Source organism: Bacteroidota bacterium, assembly GCA_018266835.1.
Taxonomy (GTDB): domain Bacteria; phylum Bacteroidota; class Ignavibacteria; order Tepidaquicellales; family Tepidaquicellaceae; genus JAFDZO01.
This window is the reverse complement of the sequence record JAFDZP010000003.1, coordinates 148,849-174,095: the sequence shown is the minus strand read 5'-3', so window position 1 is coordinate 174,095 and position 25,247 is coordinate 148,849. Positions and strand designations below refer to the sequence as shown.

At 35.1% G+C, this 25,247-nt stretch carries 18 protein-coding genes; 13 read left to right on the top strand and 5 right to left on the bottom strand.

Translation table 11 applies throughout. The features are described from left to right. Window positions 1-184: 184 nt before the first annotated feature. Both JST55_10200 and JST55_10195 read left to right on the top strand, forming a co-directional pair. Complete coding sequence (locus JST55_10200) at window positions 185-3,244, top strand: LruC domain-containing protein (protein ID MBS1493875.1); 3,060 nt, start codon at window positions 185-187, stop codon at window positions 3,242-3,244. A 267-nt stretch (window positions 3,245-3,511) separates the two neighbouring features. Beyond that, the gene (locus JST55_10195; protein ID MBS1493874.1) at window positions 3,512-5,323 is read left to right on the top strand and encodes an LruC domain-containing protein; all 1,812 of its coding nucleotides are present in this window, start codon (window positions 3,512-3,514) and stop codon (window positions 5,321-5,323) included. A 255-nt stretch (window positions 5,324-5,578) separates the two neighbouring features. Here the strand turns inward: JST55_10195 and pucL are convergent, their stop codons facing one another. After that, entirely contained in the window at window positions 5,579-6,448 is an 870-nt protein-coding gene (pucL, locus tag JST55_10190; GenBank protein MBS1493873.1) for a urate oxidase, read from the bottom strand. 236 nt (window positions 6,449-6,684) lie between these two features. On the opposite strand from pucL, the gene JST55_10185 reads away from it, so the two are divergent. The 8 genes from JST55_10185 to JST55_10150 all read left to right on the top strand — a co-directional run bounded on the left by JST55_10185 (window position 6,685) and on the right by JST55_10150 (window position 18,548). Continuing rightward, entirely contained in the window at window positions 6,685-7,749 is a 1,065-nt protein-coding gene (locus JST55_10185; GenBank protein MBS1493872.1) for a hypothetical protein, read from the top strand. A 3-nt stretch (window positions 7,750-7,752) separates the two neighbouring features. Further along, a complete protein-coding gene (gene allB, locus JST55_10180; GenBank protein MBS1493871.1) occupies window positions 7,753-9,057 on the top strand; it encodes an allantoinase AllB in 1,305 nt (434 codons plus the stop codon). Further along, complete coding sequence (gene alc, locus JST55_10175; GenBank protein ID MBS1493870.1) at window positions 9,057-10,073, top strand: allantoicase; 1,017 nt, start codon at window positions 9,057-9,059, stop codon at window positions 10,071-10,073. Before allB ends, alc begins: the two co-directional genes overlap by 1 nt. Continuing rightward, a complete protein-coding gene (uraD, locus tag JST55_10170) occupies window positions 10,070-10,615 on the top strand; it encodes a 2-oxo-4-hydroxy-4-carboxy-5-ureidoimidazoline decarboxylase (protein ID MBS1493869.1) in 546 nt (181 codons plus the stop codon). Before alc ends, uraD begins: the two co-directional genes overlap by 4 nt. Beyond that, window positions 10,612-10,953 carry a hydroxyisourate hydrolase gene (gene uraH / locus JST55_10165; protein MBS1493868.1) on the top strand — a complete coding sequence of 114 codons (342 nt, stop codon included), beginning with the start codon at window positions 10,612-10,614 and terminating at the stop codon, window positions 10,951-10,953. Before uraD ends, uraH begins: the two co-directional genes overlap by 4 nt. 29 nt (window positions 10,954-10,982) lie before the next feature. After that, window positions 10,983-12,332, top strand: coding sequence for a phosphoenolpyruvate kinase (locus JST55_10160; GenBank protein MBS1493867.1), 1,350 nt, complete (start codon window positions 10,983-10,985; stop codon window positions 12,330-12,332). A gap of 152 nt (window positions 12,333-12,484) precedes the next feature. Then, window positions 12,485-15,019 carry a T9SS type A sorting domain-containing protein gene (locus JST55_10155; protein ID MBS1493866.1) on the top strand — a complete coding sequence of 845 codons (2,535 nt, stop codon included), beginning with the start codon at window positions 12,485-12,487 and terminating at the stop codon, window positions 15,017-15,019. A 142-nt stretch (window positions 15,020-15,161) separates the two neighbouring features. Continuing rightward, window positions 15,162-18,548 carry a S8 family serine peptidase gene (locus JST55_10150; protein ID MBS1493865.1) on the top strand — a complete coding sequence of 1,129 codons (3,387 nt, stop codon included), beginning with the start codon at window positions 15,162-15,164 and terminating at the stop codon, window positions 18,546-18,548. A gap of 31 nt (window positions 18,549-18,579) precedes the next feature. On the opposite strand, the gene JST55_10145 is transcribed toward JST55_10150, so the two are convergent. Genes JST55_10145 through JST55_10130 form a run of 4 tightly spaced genes read right to left on the bottom strand, consistent with a single transcriptional unit; the run spans window position 18,580 to window position 22,438 of the window. Continuing rightward, window positions 18,580-19,521 carry a DUF475 domain-containing protein gene (locus JST55_10145; protein ID MBS1493864.1) on the bottom strand — a complete coding sequence of 314 codons (942 nt, stop codon included), beginning with the start codon at window positions 19,519-19,521 and terminating at the stop codon, window positions 18,580-18,582. 8 nt (window positions 19,522-19,529) lie between these two features. Further along, window positions 19,530-20,696 (bottom strand): tRNA 2-selenouridine(34) synthase MnmH, encoded by a 1,167-nt coding sequence (gene mnmH / locus JST55_10140; GenBank protein ID MBS1493863.1) that lies wholly within the window; start codon window positions 20,694-20,696, stop codon window positions 19,530-19,532. Between the two features lie 11 nt (window positions 20,697-20,707). After that, a complete protein-coding gene (selD, locus tag JST55_10135; protein ID MBS1493862.1) occupies window positions 20,708-21,760 on the bottom strand; it encodes a selenide, water dikinase SelD in 1,053 nt (350 codons plus the stop codon). 15 nt (window positions 21,761-21,775) lie between these two features. Continuing rightward, window positions 21,776-22,438, bottom strand: coding sequence for a DUF2569 family protein (locus JST55_10130; protein MBS1493861.1), 663 nt, complete (start codon window positions 22,436-22,438; stop codon window positions 21,776-21,778). 260 nt (window positions 22,439-22,698) lie between these two features. On the opposite strand from JST55_10130, the gene JST55_10125 reads away from it, so the two are divergent. The 3 genes from JST55_10125 to JST55_10115 all read left to right on the top strand — a co-directional run bounded on the left by JST55_10125 (window position 22,699) and on the right by JST55_10115 (window position 25,189). Further along, window positions 22,699-22,887: a hypothetical protein gene (locus tag JST55_10125; GenBank protein ID MBS1493860.1), complete on the top strand. Its 189-nt coding sequence runs from the start codon at window positions 22,699-22,701 to the stop codon at window positions 22,885-22,887. A gap of 81 nt (window positions 22,888-22,968) precedes the next feature. After that, on the top strand, window positions 22,969-23,922 hold the full coding sequence (locus JST55_10120) for a transketolase family protein (GenBank protein ID MBS1493859.1): 954 nt from the start codon (window positions 22,969-22,971) through the stop codon (window positions 23,920-23,922). Window positions 23,923-23,998: 76 nt separating this feature from the next. Then, on the top strand, window positions 23,999-25,189 hold the full coding sequence (locus JST55_10115; protein MBS1493858.1) for a trypsin-like peptidase domain-containing protein: 1,191 nt from the start codon (window positions 23,999-24,001) through the stop codon (window positions 25,187-25,189). Window positions 25,190-25,247 lie beyond the last annotated feature (58 nt).

The window sequence follows — 25,247 nt, the reverse complement described above, 5'->3', positions numbered from 1 at the left end:
GGATTTTTCTGCTTCATTAGTTAATCATTTAGCGATTATGGAGCATACTTAAAAAATCAGAACGAATTATCCAAAAATTACCTATATTGTTAAAACAAAGTTTAACATCTTATAGTTTATTGGCATAGGAATTGACTATATATAACAATAATAAAACAATTTCAAACATATTTTATTTAACAAAATGAAAAAAATTCTCTTAATTCTTACCTTTTTATTTTTAGGCACCCTTGCAAATGCACAGATGGTTCAGCCGATAATAAATTATGTTACAAACTACGGTAACGGTATCTATGGAATCACTTACGGATACAACAGCACGTTTGCCACCACACAAAATTTTCCTGTTATAAATTTCGGGAACAACAAGAATTATTTCGGCACAAATCCGATTGACAGAGGACAAAACACAACGTTTCTCCCGGGAATTCACAATGAAGTCTTCAGCATATTTGTTCCTTACGGAACGTACATTACATGGAATGTAACGAGCGGGTGGGTACTGAATAACGGTACAAAAAACATAACATGCACAGTAACAAACAATGCAGGAGCAACAATGCCGGGTGTAGGAAATCAGGTCACGTATACAATTCAATACACAAATTCAGACTGGGAAAGTTTAAGCAATGTTCAGTTAGTTGATTCTCTTGGTCCCGGTGTTACGTTTGTTTCGGCTACAGGCGGCGGAACGCACAGTAACGGAGTTGTTACTTGGCCGATTGGAAGTTTTTCATCGGGTAATTCCGGAAGCAAAACTGTAACAGTACAGGTGTCATCAACAGTATCAAATTACAGAAACGTTTGTAATATTATTGCTCCCACATCAAGCACAACGTTCAGAGGTAAAGGCGTAAAAGAAAATACTCCTCCGGCTACCAGAACTACTGACAGCACTTACATAGCAGCATTCGAAGATTTAAAAGGAAGCGGATGGAATGACTGGGACGTGAACGATTTTGTAGTCGGTATGAGAGAAAGAGTTACGTACGATAATTCAAACAGAATCTCACAGATAGTTTTTGATTACGAAGCTCTTGCAAGAGGTTCTGCTTTCGTAAATAAATTTTTACATCTAGTAAAGCTTTCGGGTAACTCAACTGCAACTTTAGTTGTTAAAGATTCAAACGGAGTTACACTTCCTGCGTTAGGATTTACCAATCAGCCATTTTCAGGAAACATAAATATTCCTATTTTTCCCAATACATATAATGCTCTACCTCCAAGACCCGGACTAACTTTTACCAATGTTGAAATAGTCCAGTCGGGAGTTGTGAAAGGCTATACAGCTACGCTTACAATTACAACTGACGGCACTTCAAATACAGCAGCGAATTATCTTAGGAACAGCTCGCAGCCATATTTAATAAATGAGCTTAATAAAGAAGTAGATATCGCTTCATTAGCCGGAACACTTGGAAATACACAGAATGTTGATAACAATGTTGACCCGGGCACAGTACTTTTCGGATATTTTTTGGATTTAGGATACAGACTTCCATATAACTGGAAATGGCCGCTTGAAGGTCCGCCAAGCGCAATATGGAAAGCATTCCCGAACTTCAATAATTATATTTTAAGTTCACGAAGCACGAATACTGACTGGTACAATTCACCCGACTTATCAAAAGTCTGGACAAGAAGAGTTGTTCCTACAGATAATATAACCTTCGGCAATGCTAAAAATGAAAATGAATTTACTAAGAGATTGAAGAATTTTGCTTATAACTCGGATGAATTGATTTTAATTGATTCTGCAGGAAGTTTCTTTGCTTCACCGAAGCTAGCAGATATAGATAATGATAATAAACTGGAAATTCTTATTGGTTCATATGATAAAAAATTTCACGCTTATAAAACAAACGGAACAGAAGTAAGCGGTTTCCCTGTGACAACAGGAGGACTTATCCGTTCTACTGCAGCGGTATATTTAAATCCGAACGGAAGCAGAGTAATAGCATTCGGTTCAGACGATGGTAAGCTATATGCAGTTGATAAGAACGGAGCTAACTTATCAGGTTTCCCGGTGCAGACACCAAAGGCAATTAAATCTTCGCCAATGATTGTTGATTTAAACAATGACGGTCAGAAAGAAATAGTTGTGCTTTCAGGTGACGGAAAGATGTATGCATATTCATTTAACGGAGCGGCAATAAGCGGCTTTCCTGTACAGGTGCAGAACACTGAAGACAATTTCGGTAACATAATTATTATGCCTTCACCGGCTGCAGCTGATTTAGATGGCAATGGACAAAAAGAAATAATAATAGGAACATTAGATAAAACATTAAAAGTAATAAATCCAAACGGAACTGTGAGATTTACAAAAACATTAGACAGCGCTGTTTATTCATCTCCATTAATTTCGAAGATAAACAGTTCCACTTACAGAATTATCGTGACAACTGCTGCAGGAACTATTTATATTTATGATAACCTTGGAAATCTTGTAACGTCAAGAAATCTGGGTTCAGGGTTTGTGTCATCGCCTGTGCTTGCAGACCTGGATAAGACAGGTACACCTCAGTTAATTGCGGCAACATTAAGCGGAGAAATTTATAAACTGAACCCTCTAACGCTCGAGAATATATGGATGCTGCCTACAGGCCAGCAGATTTATTCTTCACCCGTAATTGCAGATGTTGATGGTGATAATTATTTAGATTTAGTTTACGGAGGTCAAGGGGGATACATAATGCCGATTACGAGACAGGGGTATTTGTGTGATTCAGCTACAATGGCTGCAGTTGAGCCGTTCGACAGCTGGATAATTTCAACCTGCGGAATAGGAGATATAGATAAGGATGGCAAGATTGATTTAGTTGCAGCATCAATGGATAATAAATTAAAAGCGTTCAGTCTGCCGAATACTACGGTCAACTCAAAAGTATGGTGGAGCTCATTCGGAAATGATTTGGGCAATACAAGGGTTGCGGATTCATTGACATCGGTAGGAATAGTTAACAGCGGTGCTGTAGCGGACAAGTATTCTCTTGGTCAGAACTATCCAAATCCGTTTAATCCGACTACGAAAATTTCGTTCAGTCTTCCAAAGAATGAGTTTGTAAGCATTAAAGTGTTTGATTTGACAGGAAAAGAAATCGCTGAGATAGTTAATAATGAGCTGATAGCAGGAACATATGAGTATACATTTAACGGCAGCAGTCTGGCAAGCGGAATATACTTCTACCAGATTAAGACATCAAACTTTACTGAAACGAAAAGAATGACTTTGTTGAAATAGTTTAACATTTAATACTTTTTATCAGAGGATTTTTAAATCCCTCAGTGAGATAACTTACTGAGGGATTTTTTTTTGTAAACATAAGGTCAAAAAGTGTAGTATTGACCTATATTTTAGACATTTTGTAGTAGTTTTCACACTATACATATCAAATCGCACTGGTTTGATTATACTGATATTACAACATTTACAGCCAAAAAACAAATGGCACAGCAATTGAATAGAAGTGGGCAAAATAGATAATTAAAAACACTTTATTTAACCAAAATGAAAAAAATTTTCTTACTACTTAGCTTCGTTCTTTTAAGCTCTTATTCTTATGCTGATGACAATTATGTTCAGCCTGTAATAAATTATGTGACCAATTATGGAAACGGTACTTATGGAATTACTTATGGATATAACAGCAATTATAACACAACCAAAAATTTTCCTATTGCAAGCAACGGCCAAAATAAGAATGCTTTTAATCAGGCACCGATTGACAGAGGACAGCCCACATCATTTTTACCGGGAACTGTTAATGAAGTATTCACTGTATTTACTTCTTACGGCCAGAATATCACTTGGAACCTTACAAACAAATCAGTTACAAATCAAACTAAAAATATTACCTGCCAGGTAACTAATAACGCAGGTTCAAATATGCCCGGTATTGGCGGACAAGTTACATATACATTACAATATAATATTTCAGAAGGCCAGAGTTTATTTTCTTCACAATTAATAGATACACTTCCTGCCGGCGTAACTTATGTTTCCTGCACGGGCGGCGGAGTCCACAGCAACGGAGTTGTAAAATGGACATTAGGCACATTAGGACAAGGTGCAGCAGGGAATGTAACTGTGACAGTTCAGGTAGCTTCAGTACAACCTAACTACAGAAACGTTGGCTACATTGTAGGAACAATGTCAGGAGCAACATACAGAGGCAGAGGGGCAAAGGAAAATGTGCCATCAGCTACAGTAACAACAGATAGTTCATACATTGCAGCATTTGAGGATTTAAAGCACAGCGGATGGAATGACTGGGATGTCAATGATTTTGTAGTTGGAATGAGAGAAAGAGTTACATTCGATGGATCAAACAGAGTAACAAAATTAGTATTCGATTATGAAGCTTTAGCAAGAGGTTCTGCATTTGTAAATAAATTCTATCATTTAGTAAAGCTTTCAGGAAATTCAACAGCAACATTAGTTGTAAAAGATTCAAACGGTGTAGTTCTTCCTTCATTAGGATTTACAAACCAACCATTTTCAGGAAATGTAAACGTTACAATTTTCCCAAACACATACAACGCGCTTCCCCCGCAAGCAGGACTAGCTTTCACTAACGTAGAAATTGTTCAGCATGGAGTAGTAAAAGGATATACAGCAACACTTACCATCACAACAGACGGTACATCAAATACAGCAGCAAATTATTTAAGAAACAGCTCACAGCCATATTTAATAAATGAGCTAAATAAACAAATTAACATTGCTTCATTAGCAGGTACATTAGGAAATACTCAGAACGTTGATAACAACGTTGACCCGAATACATTACTTACAGGTTACTTCTTAGATTTAGGTTACAGACTTCCTTATGATTGGAAATGGCCTTTAGAAGGACCGACAAATCCAATATGGAAATCTTTCCCGCAATTCACATCATATATTTTAAGCGGGCGTTCTACAAACACAGCATGGTATAATACACCTGACTTAAACAAAGTATGGACAAGAAGAGTTGTTACTGATAATTTCCCATTCACAGGTGAAGCTCCGGCTAAAATAGTAAAGAATACAAAGTCTGATAAAGAAGTAAGTTCAAACAAGTACGAATTATCACAGAATTATCCAAATCCTTTTAACCCTACAACAATGATTTCTTTCAATGTTCCGAATAATGAGTTTGTAAGTATAAAGGTTTTTGATATGTCAGGTAAAGAAGTAGCAGTATTGGTTAACAGTGAATTAAAAGCAGGAACATATGATTTTAATTTCAACGCAGGAAACTTATCTAGTGGAATTTATTTCTACAGAGTAAATACACCAAGCTTTTCAGATACAAAAAGAATGATTTTGGTTAAATAAAATAGTAGTTAGTAATGTTACAAAAATCCCGTACGGCGAAAGCTGAACGGGATTTTCTGTTTATATTCAAAATTGGCTTTTAAGATGTGGATAAAAAATAGTATCAATAAAAAATGTCCTTTAGAGCAAGTATATTGTGTAGTGATACGAAGGTAAACATTAACCTCCCTCTAACCCCCTCCTTAGTAAGGAGGGGGAAAGCAGGTATAAAAATATCAAAAAAATTATTAATTACCAGCGCAAGCTGGTCCCGCTTTAGCGGGATTCATTCTCAAGTATTTCTCTTCCGATGACTGCCTCAATTAATCCATGCGGTTCGTCAGTTGGAACAAAGATTTCATTTTTGTTTTCCATTCCAAAGACTCCGAGATTTATTAACAGGCAATGCTTATTCGGCATTGAGAAAGCGATTTCATCTATGTCTTCATTATTTTCAAGGAGTACTTTTCCGATTTCATAAATAGTATGCTGTACTGATAAGCTCTGATGATTTGCAAATACTTCGAGAATTGTTTGTCTTGCTTTTTCATAGTTTGAATTGTAATCAATATCTTCATCGCGGACATAATCCCATGTTGCTTTTACACTCGTTTCAAAAATTCTGTCCTTGGTTTCAGGCAGAGTTGTGTATTGTTCTCTTTTAAATCCCCAGAATTCAGAACCTGTGGTTTTCATTATAAGTAAATCCAGAATTCCCGAGCTAACATAGACATCATCTGCAGTTCTTTCTACAAGGCAGGTTCGTTTTTCATTTCCGGCGCTTACGAAAGAGTGGTTATGCGGTTCACCGTTAACAGCTATTCTATTCCAAAGTGATTGAATAATTTCAACTGAGACGTGATCTACATTATCATTATTTTTTAAATAGTGATCAGAAAGGAAAAGTGCAAACTCTTCGATTGAATTTACATCATGATCTTTCGCAAGAGCATAGACCGTGTTTTTCATAGCATCAGTTGAGAGAATTCCTGTATTATCTCCATCCATATGAATTGCATCAAAGTTGCCTTCAAGCTGCACGTTAACAAGAAATTCTTTCATTTCGTGATGCGCTCCGTCACGTTTTACTTTTACCACACGGACTTTTGATTTTCCGTAATTACTTTGAATTAGTTCTATTTTCATTTTTTATTTTTAATATATGAATATAGTTTATAAATAGCTTTTTTGTAATCCAATCAATTATTCTTCTAGGGCAAATTCAAATTCATTTTTTTACTAAAATTATTAAAATAGATACTGTTCTTATGATATTTAATTAGACATTTATTTAATCATTTGCAAATTTCTAAAAAAAGTATAAATTTAGGTAAATAGATAGTAGTAAAATATTTTACTATTAAATCAAAATAACATTAGCTATGAGAACACTTCTGTTATTCCTGGTCTTAATTATATCTATACTTATTCTTTCCTTCCCAAGATTCAATCAGCAAGATCTCTTTGGTTTAAAGAACTTTACCGGTAAAGCAGAGGAATATAATATTTCTCGCGGATACTATTTATCCGGTGATGCGGTAGATTATTTATATGCTGTTAAGTTTTATAGGGGTGAAATTGACCGAAAAGAGTTAAAGACACCTTATGTGTACAGAGTGATGGTTCCCTTTATAGCATCATTCTTGCCAATTAAAGATGCATTAACATCTCTAAATGTTCTTAATATTCTACTATACTTAACTTCAATTTTTTTCCTATATTTTTTAATATTGGATTTGGGTATAAATAAAAAATATGCATTAATTGGAATCTACTTGTTCGGAATTTCTTTTTTTCCCTTTTACTATTTAACATTCGGTAATGTAGATTCTGGAGTCATTTTGTTTGTAATAATTGGCTTGAATGCGATAATCAAAAGAAATAATTTCTTATTCTTTGTTGCATTGATTTCAGGAATATTAGTAAAGGAAACAGCATTTGTGCTTATACCTTTTTATTTTATTTTTCAATTCATATTCAGGAATACTCTTACTATTAAAAAAACTGATGTATTGTTCTATATTTTTGTTATAATTGTTCCATTTCTAGCTATGACATTTATCAGAATTGTATTTAGTGATTTACCTCAATATTTTTGGACTCCTTCAATCAATTTAATACTCAGTAACCTCGTAAGAGTTAAAGCATATTTTTCTCCTTTTTTGACATTGGGAGTTCCTGGAGGTGTTAGTATAATTTTTTTATACTTATATTTTAAAAAGAAATTAAGAATTAGATTTTCAGATTCTTTTGATAATTCCGAACAACTTAAACTGCTCAATTACTTTATATCTATATTCTCTGTTTCGTTTCTGCTGGGTATGTATGCCTACCTGGCTGCTGTAGCTGATGGTAGAGCATTTATGTCTATGTTTATAGTTTCAATAATTCTAACCGTTATTATGATTCAGCATTTTAAAGATAAAAAAGTTTTAAATTCACAATAATATTTGAATAAATTAAAAAGTAGAAAAGTTTTAATAGATGGAAAGATAATTCCAGCATCAATATTTATTGAGAATGGCAAGATTTCCGAGATAAAAGATTACAGTGAGGAAGCGGAAGACTTTGGCGAGCTTGTTATAATTCCGGGTATTGTCGATACTCATGTTCATATAAACGAACCCGGAAGAACTGAATGGGAAGGTTTTGAAACTGCAACAAAATCAGCAGCAGCGGGCGGTATTACAACTCTTGTAGATATGCCTCTGAACAGTTCACCAGTTACTACGTCTAAGAAAAATTTTGATATAAAACTTGAAGCAGCAAAAGGCAAGCTGTGGGTTGACTGCGGATTTTATGGCGGAGCAGTAAGTGATAATATAAACGAGCTGAAAGAATTATGTGATTCAGGTGTGCTGGGTATTAAATCATTTATGATTGATTCAGGACTTGATGAATTTAAATTTGTAAGTGAGAGTGATTTGAGAAATGCACTGGCAATCATGAAAGATTTTGATTTGCCATTGCTTGTTCATGCAGAAATTTTTACTAATTCTGAAAAAGGCATTGCTAATTCTTTCTCAGATTTTGTGAAGTACAGACCGCATGAGATGGAAGACGAGGCGATTAAGATTTTAATAAAGCTCTGCAAAGAGTTTAATGTTCATATACATATTGTACATTTATCCTCGGCTGATTCACTAGACCAGATAAGAAAAGCAAAGAGTGAAGGCTTAAACTTAACTGTGGAAACCTGTCCCCATTATTTATATTTTAATGCTGAGGATATTCCGCAGGACGATGCGCGATTTAAATGTACACCTCCAATTAGAAACAAAGAAAATAATGAGAAATTATGGGAAGCATTGGAAGATGGAACAATTGATATGATTGCAAGCGACCACTCACCTTGTACACATGATTTAAAAGCGAGAAAGTTCTCAGATGCATGGGGAGGAATTGCTTCCCTGCAGGTTTCATTTCCTGCTGTATGGACTAAAGCAAAAGAGAGGGGAATAGGAATAGACAAAGTTTCTGAATGGATGAGCCTTAATACATCAAAGTTAGTTGGTTTAGATAATTATATTGGCACAATTGAAAAAGGCAAGTATGCCGACTTTACCATTTTTAATTCGGAAGAAAGTTTTATAGTAGAACCTGATTCGCTTCATCACAAAAATAAAATTTCTGCATATCATCATGAAAAGCTGTTCGGAAAAGTCCATACAGTTTTCTCAAATGGTGAGAAGATTTTTAACGAAGGAAAATTTTCAGCTGAACCAAAAGGAAAAATAATTTTAAGAAATAATTAATGAATATAACTACATCATCAGCGTTTGCAGGGTTAACAGAGCTTGCATCAGAAAAGGTAAACGGAAAAGTTTTATACTGCACCGATGATTTTTTTGCAGAGAAAGAAAATCTTTTAAAAGTAAAGCCGGCAATATTTTTACCCGATGAATATACAGACCATGGTAAATGGATGGACGGATGGGAATCACGCAGAAAAAGAACAGAAGGATATGACTGGGCAGTAATCAGACTAGGTATTCCCGGTTATGTAAAAGGTGTTGATATTGACACAGCATTTTTCACGGGTAATCATCCCCCTTATGCATCGGTGTGGGGAGCAAAGCTGGAAGATGGCGCAGATGAAGATTCATTATATAAAGAAAATATGAAGTGGACGGAAATTGTTCCGAAAGTTTCGTTGAATCCCGGCTCACAAAATTTATTCGCTGCAACAAATAATAATGATTACTTCACTCACTTACGTTTAAATATTTTTCCTGACGGCGGAGTTGCCCGCTTCAGAGTTTACGGAGACGTTCATAAAAAATGGAAAGAAAGTTATGACGGGGAGTTGATTGACTTAGCGGGACTAGTAAACGGAGGCAAAGTTATTATCTGCAACGATATGTACTTCGGCTCCAAGGATAATTTAAACTCTCCTACGAAAAGTATGTACATGGGTGACGGATGGGAAACAAAGAGAAAGAGAATTCCGGGATATGACTGGTGCATATTAAAATTAGCAGAGCCCGGAAGTATTCAAAAAATAATGGTTGATACAGCTCACTTCAAAGGGAATTTCCCTGACACATGCTCAATAGAGGGAGTTAACTTACCGCATCTTGAAGATTACAAAGTAACTGACACAATGATTCAATGGAAAGAAATTTTACCGAAGGTGAAGCTGCAGGCAGATACTGAACATTTTTTTGAAGAAGAGATTGTAAGCAAAGAAGTTTTTACCCATATAAAACTGAATATTTTTCCTGACGGCGGTGTAAGCCGCTTAAGAGTTTACGGAGTATTGCCCAAATGAATAAATTTTTCTTTGTAGATAAAAATGGGGAAGGTAAGGATTCATTTTTAAAGGGAGAATTTAAAGTTTTAGACGAATCGGAGCTAAGTGAAAATTTATTGAAGTGTTGCGGAAGTGCTAATTGGGTAAAAGCAATGAGCGATAATTTTCCCAAAGAAAAAGAAAAACTATTTGAGAACGCAGAGAAAATTTGGTTTGATTTAAAAGAATCTGACTGGCTTGAAGCATTTACGCATCATCCCAAGATTGGGGACTTAGCATCACTTGAAAAAAAGTTCGGCAGTACAAAAGATTTCACAACAAATGAACAGTCTTCTGTAAATCAAGCTTCGATGGAAACACTAAAAGAACTGGCCGAATACAACGACAAATATGAAAAGAAGTTCGGGTTTATTTTTATTGTCTGCGCAACGGGTAAAACAGCGGATGAAATGCTGGCGCTTATAAAAAATAGAATAAATAACGACTATCAAACAGAGTTAAAAATAGCAATGGGGGAACAAAACAAAATTACAAAATTAAGACTGGAGAAATTATTTTGAGTCAGTTAACAACTCATATATTAGATATATCTATCGGCATGCCTGCAAAGGATGTTCCCGCTACATTAAAGTTTTTGCAAAACGAATTCCAATGGATAGATTTAGCTGAAGGGAAAACAGATTCTGACGGCAGGATAAAAAATCTTTTAGCAGATGATTTTAAAATGGAACACGGAGTATATAAATTAATTTTTAATACAGATGAGTATTTTGAGAGGGAGGGGATAGACTCATTTTATCCTGTGGTTGAAGTAATTTTCAGAATTGATTCAGATGCACATTACCATGTGCCGTTGTTATTAAGTCCTTATGGTTACTCTACATACAGAGGCAGCTAAATAAAATTTAAAATATTTAATAGAGAAATATGAAATTAAGTTTATCGGAAAAAAGTCTGGAAGATGTTTTTAAAACAATTTCCAAAGGTAATAAAGAGTATAAAAAAATATATCCGGGAGAATCAATTGAACGGCAGCCGGTAACAACTGTTTACGGCGGTGCACAGTTGTTTAAATCAAATACAACTCAGAGAATAGGCGAGCTTGGATTAAGAGCATTCAAAGAATACATTCCAAATGCAAACGTACTTGCAAATATTCTTGGATGGGAACAGAAAGATGAACTAAATGAAATTATTTATCATAAAATTGAAGAGAAACTCGGGCGTGAAGGCGTTGAGGATTTCAGAATCGATTTTGAAGACGGCTTTGGAATCCGTCCCGATGCTGAAGAAGATGAAACAGCAGTGAACTGTGCCAATGAAACCTGGAAGGGAATGCAGGAAAATACTTTATCGCCTTTTATTGGAATAAGAATAAAAACATTATCTGAGGAATTAAAATACAGAGCATTAAGAACTCTTGATATTTACATCTCAACACTTGCAAATCTTTCGGGAGGAGAGTTACCGGATAATTTTGTAGTGACGCTTCCGAAAATCACACATGAAAAACAGGTAGAGGCTTTTATCGAAGCATTGGAAATTCTTGAAAAGAAACTGAAGATGCGCAAAGGTAAAATCCAAATGGAGCTGATGGTCGAAACACCGCAGTCAATTTTTGGTTCAGATGGTAAAGCCGCATTGTTGGGATTTGTGAAAGCTTGCAAAGGCAGATGTAAAGCCGCTCACTTTGGGGTTTATGATTATACCGCATCTATGGATATTACTGCGAGGCTGCAGGCAATGGACCATACAGTATGTGATTTTGCAAGACACGTTATGAAGGTTACTTTAGCCGGAACAGGAGTGTGGTTATCAGACGGCGCAACTAATGTAATGCCGGTCGGTCCGAACAGAGGAGAATTGACAGAAGAACAAAAGCAGGAAAATATAGATACGGTAAATAAGGCATGGAAACTCGGTTATGACCATATAATGCATTCATTAAATCAAGGATTTTATCAGGGATGGGATTTGCATCCTGCGCAATTGCCAATAAGATATGCAGCATGTTATAAATTTTTCTTAGACGGATTGGATTCAGCTTCAGTGAGATTGAAAAACTTTATTGAGAAAGCTGCTCAGGCAACATTAGTAGGTGATATTTTTGATGATGCAGCTACAGGACAAGGTTTATTGAATTATTTCTTAAGAGCTTTGAATTGCGGTGCAATAAGTGAAGATGAGATTGCCAAAACAGGATTAACTTTAGAAGAAGTAAGAGGACGTTCTTTCTTAAAAATTTTAGACGGAAGAAAAAAAGGATTGAACGGCTAAAATTTAACTAAAATAAAGAATTTGTATCTTGAAGCCTTATTTATAGCATAAATAAGGCTTTTTTATTTTTAAAAAAACTTCGATTTTTGTTAGGTTTTTGTTAGGATTAAATTTAAATTTATTCATTAACTTTAAAATCAAAAAACTACTCTATGAAAAAAGCAATTTTACTTTTTTTCGTTCTGCTTGTAGCTACAAGCTTTACAAAGGCTGATTCTGTTATAATTGGTACAGGATCCTTCACTACAGCTGCCAATACTTATGGCCCTATGCGAAGTAACAATACTGCTACTACCTGGAATAGAAATGCTTATATTTATCCTGCATCACTTCTTGGGACAATGGCAAACAATGCATCAATTTCAAGTCTTGCATTCTACAGAAGTACTGGTACTAACCTAATGACTGCTGCCAACCAAAATTTTAAAATTTATATTAAAAATACTTTCATGGCAGATTTTGGTGCAAGCAATATCAACTGGCTTGATACCTCTGCAACTATGACATTGGTTTACAATAGTGATCCTTCTTCTATTGTTACAGCAAACGGTGGTTTTAAAACTTTTCCTTTTATTGCCCCATACACATACAATACTTCGAACGGTTCAAATCTTATGATTTTAGTTGAATATACTCAGACAACAGCCTTAGCAACAACAATTTTATGGGTATATGATAGTTCAGCAGGTGTTCCCGCATACACAACTAATCAGCACAAATATGTAGGCGGTACATCAGGTTCACCAACGAATACTACAAATGCTGCAAACGAAAGACATCCCTATATAACAATCAACTATACACCGTTTGCATTTGCAAATGATATGGGTGTAACTGCATCACTTTCTCCTTTAAATCTTGCATCTTTGACTACAGGCAACTCTTACGATATATATGCACGTACAAAGAATTTTGGTACCAATTCTCAATCAGGTGTCAATGTTTATTACAAAGTTGACGGCGGAACAGCAGTAGGACCGGTTACAACTACCGGTACAATGAATCAAAACGATACTCAAATGGTAGTTTTCACCGGGGCAAATGCTTACACAGCTTTAACCGGGAATCACACAATTAAGATTTACACTTCATTAGGTTCAGATGAAAGCACAGTTAATGATACTACTACAATTCAGGTTGGAGCTTCACCAATAACTTCATTCCCTTGGACTGAAACATTCACTCCAACAATAGGTTGGACTGCAACCTCCGGTTCTTTATGGGGAATTGTTACTGTAACAACACAAGCAAATGGAGCCGGCGGTCAGGCTGCCAGAGCAAACTGTTATAACGTAGCAGCAGGAGATCTTGATACTTTGATTTCACCGGTGTTAAATTTAACGGGAATAACTCATCCGGTTTTAACATTCAGTCTGGCATATTGCGGCTACAGTGCTGCAGAAGATGACGCATTGCAGGTTTTTGTATCTTCAGACGGCGGTGCAACATGGAGCGCAGCTTTGTATCAAAAATCAGCTTTAAGTTCACCTTCACTTCAGACAATACCATTTAGCACAACTCAATATAATCCACAAGCTAAAGGTGACTGGAAAAGTCAAATAGTAGATTTAGCTGCTTATGCAGGTCAATCAAATCTTAAAGTTGGCTTTTGCGCAACTTCTCAGTTTGGTAATCAGATTTGTATCGATAACATCAGTGTAATGAATTGCAATAACTATACATCTGCTTTAGTTGTTGCAACAGGTGCTCAAACACCACAATTTGAAACAACAGTGAACTTCGGAACAATAATTCCAAATGGAACATTAAGAACATCAAGATTCACAGGTGCTCCGCCTTATTCAGGAACACAGTTTGCAACAAATGCAACAGCTACAACACAAGACGGAAGTATTTTCACACCTGACAGAGTTTCTGGTGATTTCTGGTTCACAGTTGATTATGATTCAAATGCTTCTTACAGCATTTCAATTGACTTGGCAACTATGGGCGGTGTTGATAATATTAACAAGCTTTATATCTTAAAAAGAAATTTAGTAAATGATTCCTGGACAGCTTTGACAACTACTGCAGCAGGAACAGTACTTACAGCTTCTGGTTTAACATCATTCTCTGATTTTGCAATCGGCGGAGATTTAAACAATCAGCTTCCTGTTGAATTATCTTCATTCACATCTTCAGTATCAGGTAAAAATGTTCTTCTAAAATGGTCAACAACAATGGAAGAAAACAATTCAGGATTCAACATTGAAAGAAGAATCAGAAATACTGAAACATGGACAAATTCAGGTTTCGTAGCAGGTAACGGAAACAGCAATACTGTAAAAAACTATTCATTTGAAGATAAGAATTTATCAACAGGGGGATACAGTTACAGATTAAAACAAGTTGACTACAACGGAAACTACAGATATTATGATTTAACTAACGAAGTTATAGTAGGAATTCCAACTAAATTTGCAATCAGTCAGAATTATCCGAATCCGTTCAATCCTTCTACAAAAATCAATTATGAGCTTCCTTTCGACAGTAAGGTCTCAATAAAGATTTTTGACATAACAGGAAGAGAAATGGCTTCTGTAGTAAATGAAATTCAGACAGCAGGATATTACACAACAAACTTTAACGCTTCATTTTTATCAAGCGGAGTTTATTTCTACCAAATCAATGCAGATGGTGGAAATCAAAACTTTGTAAAGACTATGAAAATGATGTTAATTAAATAATATTTATAATTATTCTTCACAAATCCGGCGGACATTTTTGTTCGCCGGATTTTTTTTATCTCCCTGATACTTCTACTAATACAATTTCTTCTTTTACCTATTCCCTTTATATTTCATCTATTCATAATTAAACAAACAGATTATGAAATCCTATTTACTCGTTTTATTTTTTGTATTAAGTTATAACTATTCATTTGCTTTCAACTCTTACTATTATCAGGGTCGGAAAATTGATTTAAAAGAGCGGAACGATAAGCTTGTTGTTGTTTTAAATCAATACGGTAAATCAAAAAAATCTGTTGAAAATGAATTGAAAAATGTTATCTCAGCAGGTAGTGAACTAAAACAATCTATAGATAATATTTATGTAATAAATTATAAACAGGGTGAAGGTGATTATATTCAAAGAAGTGATATAGCTAAACTTTCATACAGAAGTGATTTGGTGAAACTGGTTACACCGGCTTATTACAGTGAAACAAGAAGATTTACAATTGTTTGTGCAGATGAATTTATTGTGAAACTTAAAAATGGCGCAGATAAATATAAACTGGATTTATTGAACGAGAGATACGGAGTAATCACAATCGGCAATATAGGAAATCAAAATTGTTTCTACTTAAAAACAATTAACGGAATTACAAAATCATCTATTCAGATTTGTGATGAATATTTGCATTCAGGATTATTTGAATACTGTGAGCCTAATTTTATTTATCCTGATTGCGAAACATTGTGTTACACTCCGAATGATACACGGTTCGGCGGACAATGGAATCTGCTTAATACCGGGCAGACTGTTAAAAGCAGTTCTTCTTCAAATGGAGACGTTGCAAGTTTTAACGGGTTGGCCGGGAGCGATATGAACCTTACACAGGCATGGGATTACACTTTGGGTTCTGCAACAGTTGAAATAGGGGTATTTGATACAGGAATTGATTCAACTCACCCGGATTTAACTGCAAATGTTTTAACAGGCTATGACGCAGTGACAAATACTTATGGAGTTCCTTATGACTCAATTTCATTCGGACATGGTACAAACTGTGCCGGAATAATAGGTGCTGTAACAAATAACAATCTGGGAGTTGCAGGAATAGCAGGAGGGTGCAGATTGAGATCATATAAAATATTTACAAGTACAGGTTCAACTTCTACTGTAATACAATCAAGAGCATTCGACAGTGCGCGAACCGCAGGCATTTCAATAATAAGCTGCAGCTGGGAAGCAAACGTTAATGCCACATTAACTACAGCTATAAACAGTTGCGCAACAAGCGGAAGGGGCGGACTTGGATGCATAATACTTTTTGCTTCCGGAAATGATGGAAGAAATGCGCCGTCTTATCCTTCTTATCTGGATAACGTTGTAAGTGTTGGCTCATCTACTCCTTATGACCAAAAGAAAGCACCGGGAACCGGTAATCAATTCAGACTTGGGGGTAATTACGGCTCTGATATAAACGGTGATGTCGACTGTGTTGCGCCAACAATAGTGCCGACCGTAGATATTCAAAGTACCGGAGGAGATAATGATTCAAACGGGACTGCCGGGAATTACAGTATGATTTTCGGAGGGACTTCAGCTTCATGCGCCAATGCTGCAGGTGTAGCTGCTCTGATATTATCTATTAATACTTCTCAAACAAGAGAAGATGTTATTAGCAGCCTGCTGAGAGGATGTGATAAAATTGATAATGTTGAATATGATCTCAAAAAAACTTACGGTTTGTGGAGTGATTATATGTCATATGGAAGAGTGAATGCATATAATTCAGTAAGATTAGCTGCAGGGGCAGATGTAACTCCTCCGTCTATCGGGCACCTCCCGGTGGAATCAGGTTCGTCAACTTATCCTACTACGTTCACTGCGGAAATAGTCGAAACTGACGGAACTCCCATTGACACTTCAGTATATAGACCACGGATATTTTATAGAACAAATAAAAACAATGCAGGTTGGAGTTCATTCGATTCAGTTTATTTTTATTCTGAAATAGGAGATGATTATTATTTTCAAATTCCCGGGTTAGGATGGGAGACACAAGTGCAATACTACATAAAAGCGAAAGACAGCCATGGCAATACTGCTTTATTTCCGAGCCATGCACCTGATACAACAAATCTTTGTTATTATGCAATCGGAAATATCCAAAGTGAGACCCAAAAAGTCTCAAGTTTTTCTCTTCCTTCAACGGGGACTGCAACATCATCCAATGTCACATTTTCGTCTTTTAAAATTTTAAAAACGAAGGTGAGAATGTACATAAGACATCAGGCAAATCTTGTTTATAAGCTTATTCTCGTTAACCCGAACTCCAATTCATCTTTCAACAGAAAATGTATATTTGCAAATAACGGTCCTTTTAATTTTACAACCGGAATAACAAATGCAACTTCGGTGGATTCAGCTTCGCAATTCTGGAGTGAAGGAACTGATCCTTTTACAAACGGGTTTTATAAACCTGAATATTTATTCAGAGGATATAATGGATTAGACGCAGGAGGAAACTGGAATATTTTGTACTATAACAATTATGATATTTATTCAGGAACTGCTGATAGTATTTTCATTACGCTATATAAAACCTCAGGTACATTAAGCGCATGTGCAAAGTTAGATAATCCGGCTGATTCAATTTTATATTTCACATCGACAAGTTCATTGGATACATTAAATTTTTATCTCAAGAATAAAGGCACCTCAAACTTAACAGTATCTGCAGCTTTATTTTCAGGTACATATGCAGGCAAGTATAGCTTGCTTTCCTCGTTGCCTGGAGCAATTGCCCCAAACGATAGTGGATTATTTCGAGTGCAGTGTAATCCATTAGCAAAACCACCAGGAAAAAATGAGAGTACATCAGATAATGTTGAAAATGCAACACTTGATATTACCACTAATGATCCTTCTAAAGGGACTTTCAAAGTATCTCTTCAAAGTGATTCACCGTTACCTGTTGAGTTGAGTAATTTCAATGCAAGTGTGAATAGGAATGATATAAGATTAAACTGGAGTACAGTAAGCGAAATTAACAATAAAGGGTTTGAGGTTCAAAAATCTTTAGATAATTTAAATTGGCAAGTTCTTACATTCGTAAATGGAAACGGAACTTCAAATCAAATTAATAATTATTCTTACGAAGAAAAAAATGTTGCAACAGGGAAATATAAGTATAGATTAAGACAAATTGATTTCAATGGCAACTTTAAATATTACAATTTAGCAAATGACGTTTATATAGGAATTCCTAACATCTTTGCTTTACAGCAAAATTATCCGAATCCTTTTAATTCCTCAACTACAATTAATTTTGATTTACCTGTGGACTCCCGAGTGACATTAAATATTTTTGATGTGACAGGAAGATTGGTTGCTGAATTATTAAACGCTGATGTTAAGGCAGGATATAACACAATAAAATTCAATGCTTCAAATTTTGCAAGCGGAGTTTATTTCTATTCTTTAACTGCTGTATCCGGTTTTAATAATTTTGTGGCTAACAAGCGGATGGTCTTAATAAAATAAATTGCAAACTTTTTTTTAAAAAAAAAAGGCTTTAAGCCCCTTTTTTACTTTGTAATCTTTCTTTACGATTAATTTCTTTCCTCGACCTGTAGAAAAAATAGCCAACAATTAAAAATGTAATAGCAGGAGAAACCCATTCGGGAATATGTAATCTGAAGCTGTCTATTATCATTATTATTCCAAGGAAAAATACGGAATATAATGCGCCGTTTTTCAGATATAAATATTGTTTTATCCTGTCAATGTTGCCGACAGTTAACTGTCTCAGCACTAATGCTCCCAATCCGTTTCCTACTAAAATCAATGGTACTGATAATGTGAAAGCAAATGCACCTAAAACTCCGTCAATAGAAAATGTTGCATCAATCAGCTCAAGATAAATTATTTTGCTTATATCAGACATACCTCTTTTCATTAATTTCTTTTCCTGTTCTTCGGCGTTTGTCTTGAATCCCGAGGTGAGGAAAAATGCCGAAGCACCCATTGCTGCTCCGAAAGCCATTACAGGATTCAGCTTAACAGAAAACCAGATCAGCCCTGATAAAATAATAGAAGCTATTGCATAAAACCAGATTCCATGTTTAGCAAAGAATTTTTCAATTTTAAATGCGTAATGCTTTTCTTCCTGAAAGAGCCAGTATAAAAATAAAAAGACAAGAAATGTACCACCGCCAATAAGTAAAACAGGGGAAGCATCATCAATGGCTTTATGAACCTGCGGGTCACTGCTGAAGGCTGCAGTTATTGCGCCGCCAAGACTTAAGTTCGGAACAGTAAAGTAAATTATTACAAGAGGAAGCAACCCGCGCACAAGAAAAACTGCGAATAGGAGTCCCCAGAACAGAAACCACTTCCGGGCTTTCTCGGACATTGTTGATAATACTTCTGCATTTATAATTGCATTATCAACGCTGCTTATTATTTCAAATAAACAAAGACCTAAGACTGTTAATACTATTGTAAATAAATCCAATTAAACTTTTATAATTTTTTATAAATTTCAATTACTTGTGATTTTGCTTCTCTGATATTATCAGAGCTTATCTCGGCAATGGGCTCTTTTGGTTTAACTTTGTAACGTTTATCATAATATTTCTCCATCATTTCGTCGGTAAATTTACTTACTTCACCCTTTTCTAAATAGTCCAATAATCTTCCGTAAACTTCTGTGCTTAACTGCGCCTTGAAAAATTTTTCACGGTCTGCGAATATTTTTTTCATTGGTTCTAACCCCCTATTATCTTCACCGAAATAATCTTTTACAATACGCCTTATTCTATTTTCAAAGCTTGAATTTATCTGGATACATGGCGTCTCTTCAATCGCTCTATATAAAGGTGCAGGGATTTCAAAATCACCGACGCGTTTACTTTCACTCTCTATTAAAAATAAAGGGGGACTCTCTAAATCATATTTTGCGAATTGTTCAAACAATGAATTTTCAAAAGCGCTTTGATTTTTAACGCGCGGAAAATTATTTATATCATACGGAATATTTCCGAATAAACTTGAATAGTGTTTTGCAGCGAATTCAAGGTCTATTACAGGTAAATCATTTTTTAAAGCATTCAGGAGTTCTGTTTTGCCTGAACCAGTCATCCCTCGCAACTCGAGTAGATTGTATTTTTGATTTTGATTTGAAAAAAAATCATTTACTCTTTTTCTGTAAGCTTTCTGTCCACCGGATAAAAACTTTACATTGTATCCCAAATCGGAAATCATTTTTGAAAGATACTTGCTTCGTCCGCCGCCTCTCCAGCAAAAAACAATTACATCTTTTTTGTTTGCTTCATTATCAGTTAGAAATTTTTGTAAAGAAACTGATTTTGGATTTGCATACTCTGTTGCCAGCCAGACTGCCGCAGACTGCGAATATTTTCTATAAAGCAAACCTACGTTATGTCTTTCGAGATTATTTAATACAGGAAAGTTTTTTGCAAAGGGCAGGGAAGATTCGTTAAATTCTTTTTCACTTCTTGCATCGATTAATAAAGTGTTTTCGCTTCTAATTTTTTTAAGCAGGTCATCTATATTAATCTGCTCAAATAAGTATTTTGAGAAAATATCTTTTAATGAAATACTTTCATCAATTCTAGCATTCTGAATAAATTCAAATAACTCTTTATCTGTTCGTATTTCGGGAATCATTTTTTCTATTCTCAATATTCTAAAATAAAAGTACCTGCAGGATATTCTTCTCGTTTATCCACATAACCTATAATTGCAGTTTTTTCATCTCCATTGTTCTTTAAATCAATGAGTAATGCTTCGGAATTTTTTTCGGGAACAGAAATTAATAGTCCTCCTGATGTCTGAGGGTCAAAAATCAGATGCTCGATAGTTTTATTAACTGTTCCTTTAGTCGAATAAAAATCTTTAGTGTATTCTCTGTTGGATTTATCTCCGCGTGTAAGAAAACTATTTTCAACGGCATTTATTGCTCCATCTAAAACAGGAAGTTTATTTGCATCTATTACAAGTTTCACATTGCTAGCTTTTGCAAGCTGCATTGCATGCCCGGCAAAACCAAATCCGGTAACATCAGTACATGCATTTGCATTTGCTCGAACCATACATTCGGAAGCATTTCTGTTCAATCGAGTCATTGAAGAAATTAGGCCCTTGTAAATTTCCGGACTTAATTCAGAAAACTTAACCATATTATTTAAAACTCCTGTACCTAATCCTTTTGTTAATATAAGCACATCACCTTTTTTTGCACCATCGTTACCTTTAATATCTTTCGGATTTATAGTCCCTGTAACTGCTAAGCCGTATAAAATATTTGTGATATCAACTGAATGCCCGCCGATAATTACACAGTTGGCTTCTCTGACTTTATCAGCACCGCCTGATAGAATTTCTTTAATAATGCTGATGTCTTCTTTCTGTGGGAAAGCAAGTATATTGAGTGCGTTTATGGGAGTTCCGCCCATTGCATAAACATCGCTTAATGCATTAGTAGCCGCAATCTGACCATAGGTATAGGGATCATCCACTACCGGAGTAAAAAAATCCGTGGTATGTATCAGCGCAAGTTCATCATTTATTTTGTAAACACCCGCATCATCTTTTCCTTCAAATCCCACTATTACATTTTCATTGGTCGGCCAGTTGATTCCCTTTAAAGCATCTGATAAAATGTGAGGAAATATTTTTGCTGCGCATCCGGCAGAAGTGACCATTTGTGTTAATCTTACTTTGTTATCCATTTAAATCTTTGAAAATTATTTTGAAAAAGCTCCGTTAATTCTTCTTGAAAGCAATATATAAAAGAAAATTATTACTGAAGCATAAATTGATTCACTCCATTGTGTAAACACTGTATAGATTATTACATGGTTAGGTTCTACTACCTGAGTGATTAAAAAATATTTTATTCCGTAAAAAATAACACTCAACGGTATATAATAGAGCATAAGAAATTTAAAGAGGCGCTTTCTATTTATAAAAAAGAATAAATTAAAAAAAGAGAAAACAACTTTAAAACTTCCGGTGAATACGATAAAATAAATAATAATACTCCACCAATTTCGTAAAAAAGTATCATTTATTTCAGTTAAAAAGAAATGAGCTTTATCCGTATACAAATATCCAAACGAACATAATTGATATAAATTTCTTATAAGATCAAAAACCAATATTGGTAGAAGTAAATATAGCAGACCGCCAAACTTTCTGAGCCTGGCATCATATTCCGAAGGATTATAATGTTTAAAATTAACTTGGCGATTATACAGTTTAATAAAAAGTACACTCAATAAGAATGAGCATACCAGTAAAACGAAAATTTGAAAAAAATTTACACTATCGGGAGTATTTAAGCTGATATTTTTGTTAATATACTCAAGAAGAAAAATGGAAAAGTCATCAGTATATATAAAATTCATTCTTTAACGCTTAATATTGTTTGAAAATTAAAAAATTATATGTATTTTTGTATGTTTATGGTTCTTTAAATACCAACTCCCAATAAACTATTCCAATCCTTACTGGGTTTTAGCAGATTACTAAATCCGGGTCGTAATCTATTCCCGCTTCCGGGAAATAAAATTTGTAATTATACAAAGTAAAGGTGAATTTTATTTTTAGTTAAATTAAAATTTAATTAAAAATTAATCTATTTAGAAAAAATTATCGTATTAAAACTATGAGCATAAATATTTATAAAAATTGGGACCCCTCAAAGGGTGATTTCGTCAATGACGATCTCGAAATGGAAAGAATCCAAAGAAAAAAAGACAGACTTAAAACGAGAATACAGTTAATAATTTTCGGAGTAATTTTTGTCGGTCTTCTTGTTTTCTCATTCTGGTACGCTTACAAGGTAAGAAGGTGATATAAGGCATTTTTATTTGATTTGAAATGCAGTTATTATTAAAGTATTTTTGTATTTTATTAATATTTGAATCATATAAAAATGTCTTTTAACATTGATAATCCTGAATTGAAAGAAACAAGACAGGGTTTTGCAGATGCTTTAATGGTTCTCGGCAAAGAGAATCCTAATGTAGTAGTCCTTGGGGGCGATGTTTCGGGCTCAGTTAAAACTAATATTTTTCGTGATGCATTCCCTGACAGATTCTTTTCTGTCGGTATAGCCGAACAGGATATGATGGGAGTAGCAGCAGGCTTAGCGCTTACCGGCAAAATTCCTTTTGCATCCACATACGGTGAGTTTGCTACAGGCAGACCATTCGACCAGATTAGACAATCCATTGCATACAGCCAGATGAATGTGAAAATTTGCGCATCGCACTGCGGTATTTCCGTAGGTCCCGACGGCGCAACACATCAGTCTCTGGAAGATGTCGGTATTATGAGAATACTTCCGCACATGACAGTAGTAACACCTTGCGATTATAATCAAACATACAGAGCCGTTTTAGAATGCGCTAAGTATGATAAACCTTTCTACATAAGATTTTATAGAGATAAGACGGCTAACTATACAGATGCTAATGCTCCGTTTGAATTCGGAAAAGCGGACACTTTAATAGATGGTTCTGATGTTACATTAATAGCAAACGGATTATTAGTCTGGGAAGCAATAATTGCATCCAATGAATTGAAAAAAGAAGGCATCAGCGCAAGAGTTGTAAATATGCACACAATAAAACCAATTGATGAAGATACTATTTTAAAATGCGCAGAAGAAACAGGTTTGATTATTACTTGCGAAGACCACCAGAAACATTGCGGACTTTACAGCGCAGTTGCTGAAGTTCTATCACTTCGCAGACCTACACAAATGGATTATGTAGCAGTTAATGATACGTTCGGCGAGAGCGGAACTATGGAACAATTAATGAGCAAATATAAAATTGACCGACATGAAATAATCCGCAAAGTTAAAAAACATTTGAAGAAGTAATACGTACATTAAAAATATTTATTAATTAAAAAGAAGAATGCAAAGTAATACATTAACAAGCCCAGCTCTTAATACAATGTCTAAATCAAAAATATTTTTAATCTCCTCAATAGCAATACTGGTTCTTTCCAGCGGAGTAATCCTTGGAAAAATTTTCTTTTCCGGAAACAATCCCGATAAAAACGTGAGATTAGTTTCCAATACTGAAAGACAGGACAATCAGAAAATCAGTGAATCACGTCAGACTGCGATAACGCGCGCAGTGGCTAAAGTATCTCCATGCATCGTTGGTATTAATGTTGAAGAAGTAAGAGAGATACAAGACCCGTTTGCGAATTTTTGGGGAAACGACCCTTTCTTCAGACAGTTTTTCGGAGACAGGGGACAGCAGGGACCTCAAAAGCAAATTGTAAGAGGCCTTGGTTCAGGATACATAATTTCTCAGGATGGATATATTTTAACCAATGACCACGTAGCAGGGAATGCAACGAAAATATCTGTCACTTTAACAACCGGTGAAACTGTTTCAGCTAAGTTAATCGGTTCTGATCCGAATACTGACGTAGCATTATTAAAAATAGATAAAGGAAATCTTCCTTATCTTCCGTTAGGAAATTCAGATGATGTAATAATCGGTGAGTGGGCAATCGCTCTTGGAAATCCTTTCGGATTATTTGAAATCAATGATAAGCCAACTGTTACAGTCGGAGTTATAAGCGCTACAAATATGAAAGTCGCCGCAGACGGCAGACGTTCATATATTAATATGATTCAGACAGATGCATCAATTAATGCAGGTAACTCAGGCGGACCGTTAGTTAACGTGGACGGTGAGGTGATTGGAATGAACACTATTATTTATACCGGCGGTAATGGAAACAACGGAAGTATAGGTGTTGGTTTTGCCATTTCCATAAATCGAGTAAGAAAAATTATGGAAGATTTAAAAGCCAACGGTAAAATCGACAGAAATTTCAATGTTGGATTTAATATACAAGCAATTGATGAAAGAATTGCAAAATACTATAACCTTGAAGATACCAAAGGTGTTATAGTTAACCAGGTTGCCAAAGGCGGTGCTGCAGATGATGCAGGATTGAAGACTGAAGACGTAATTACAAATGCAAATGGTGAACCTATTAGAAATGAACAGGATATATTATCAGTAGTGAATGATTTGAGAGTTGGTGACACTCTTAAATTAAAAATCCTGAGAAACAAATCTGAAAAAGAAATCGAAATAAAATTAAAAGCAGAAAAGAAATAAATTTCTTTTAATTAATTTTTGTAATAATTTAAAAGCCATCCTGATAAAATCCGGATGG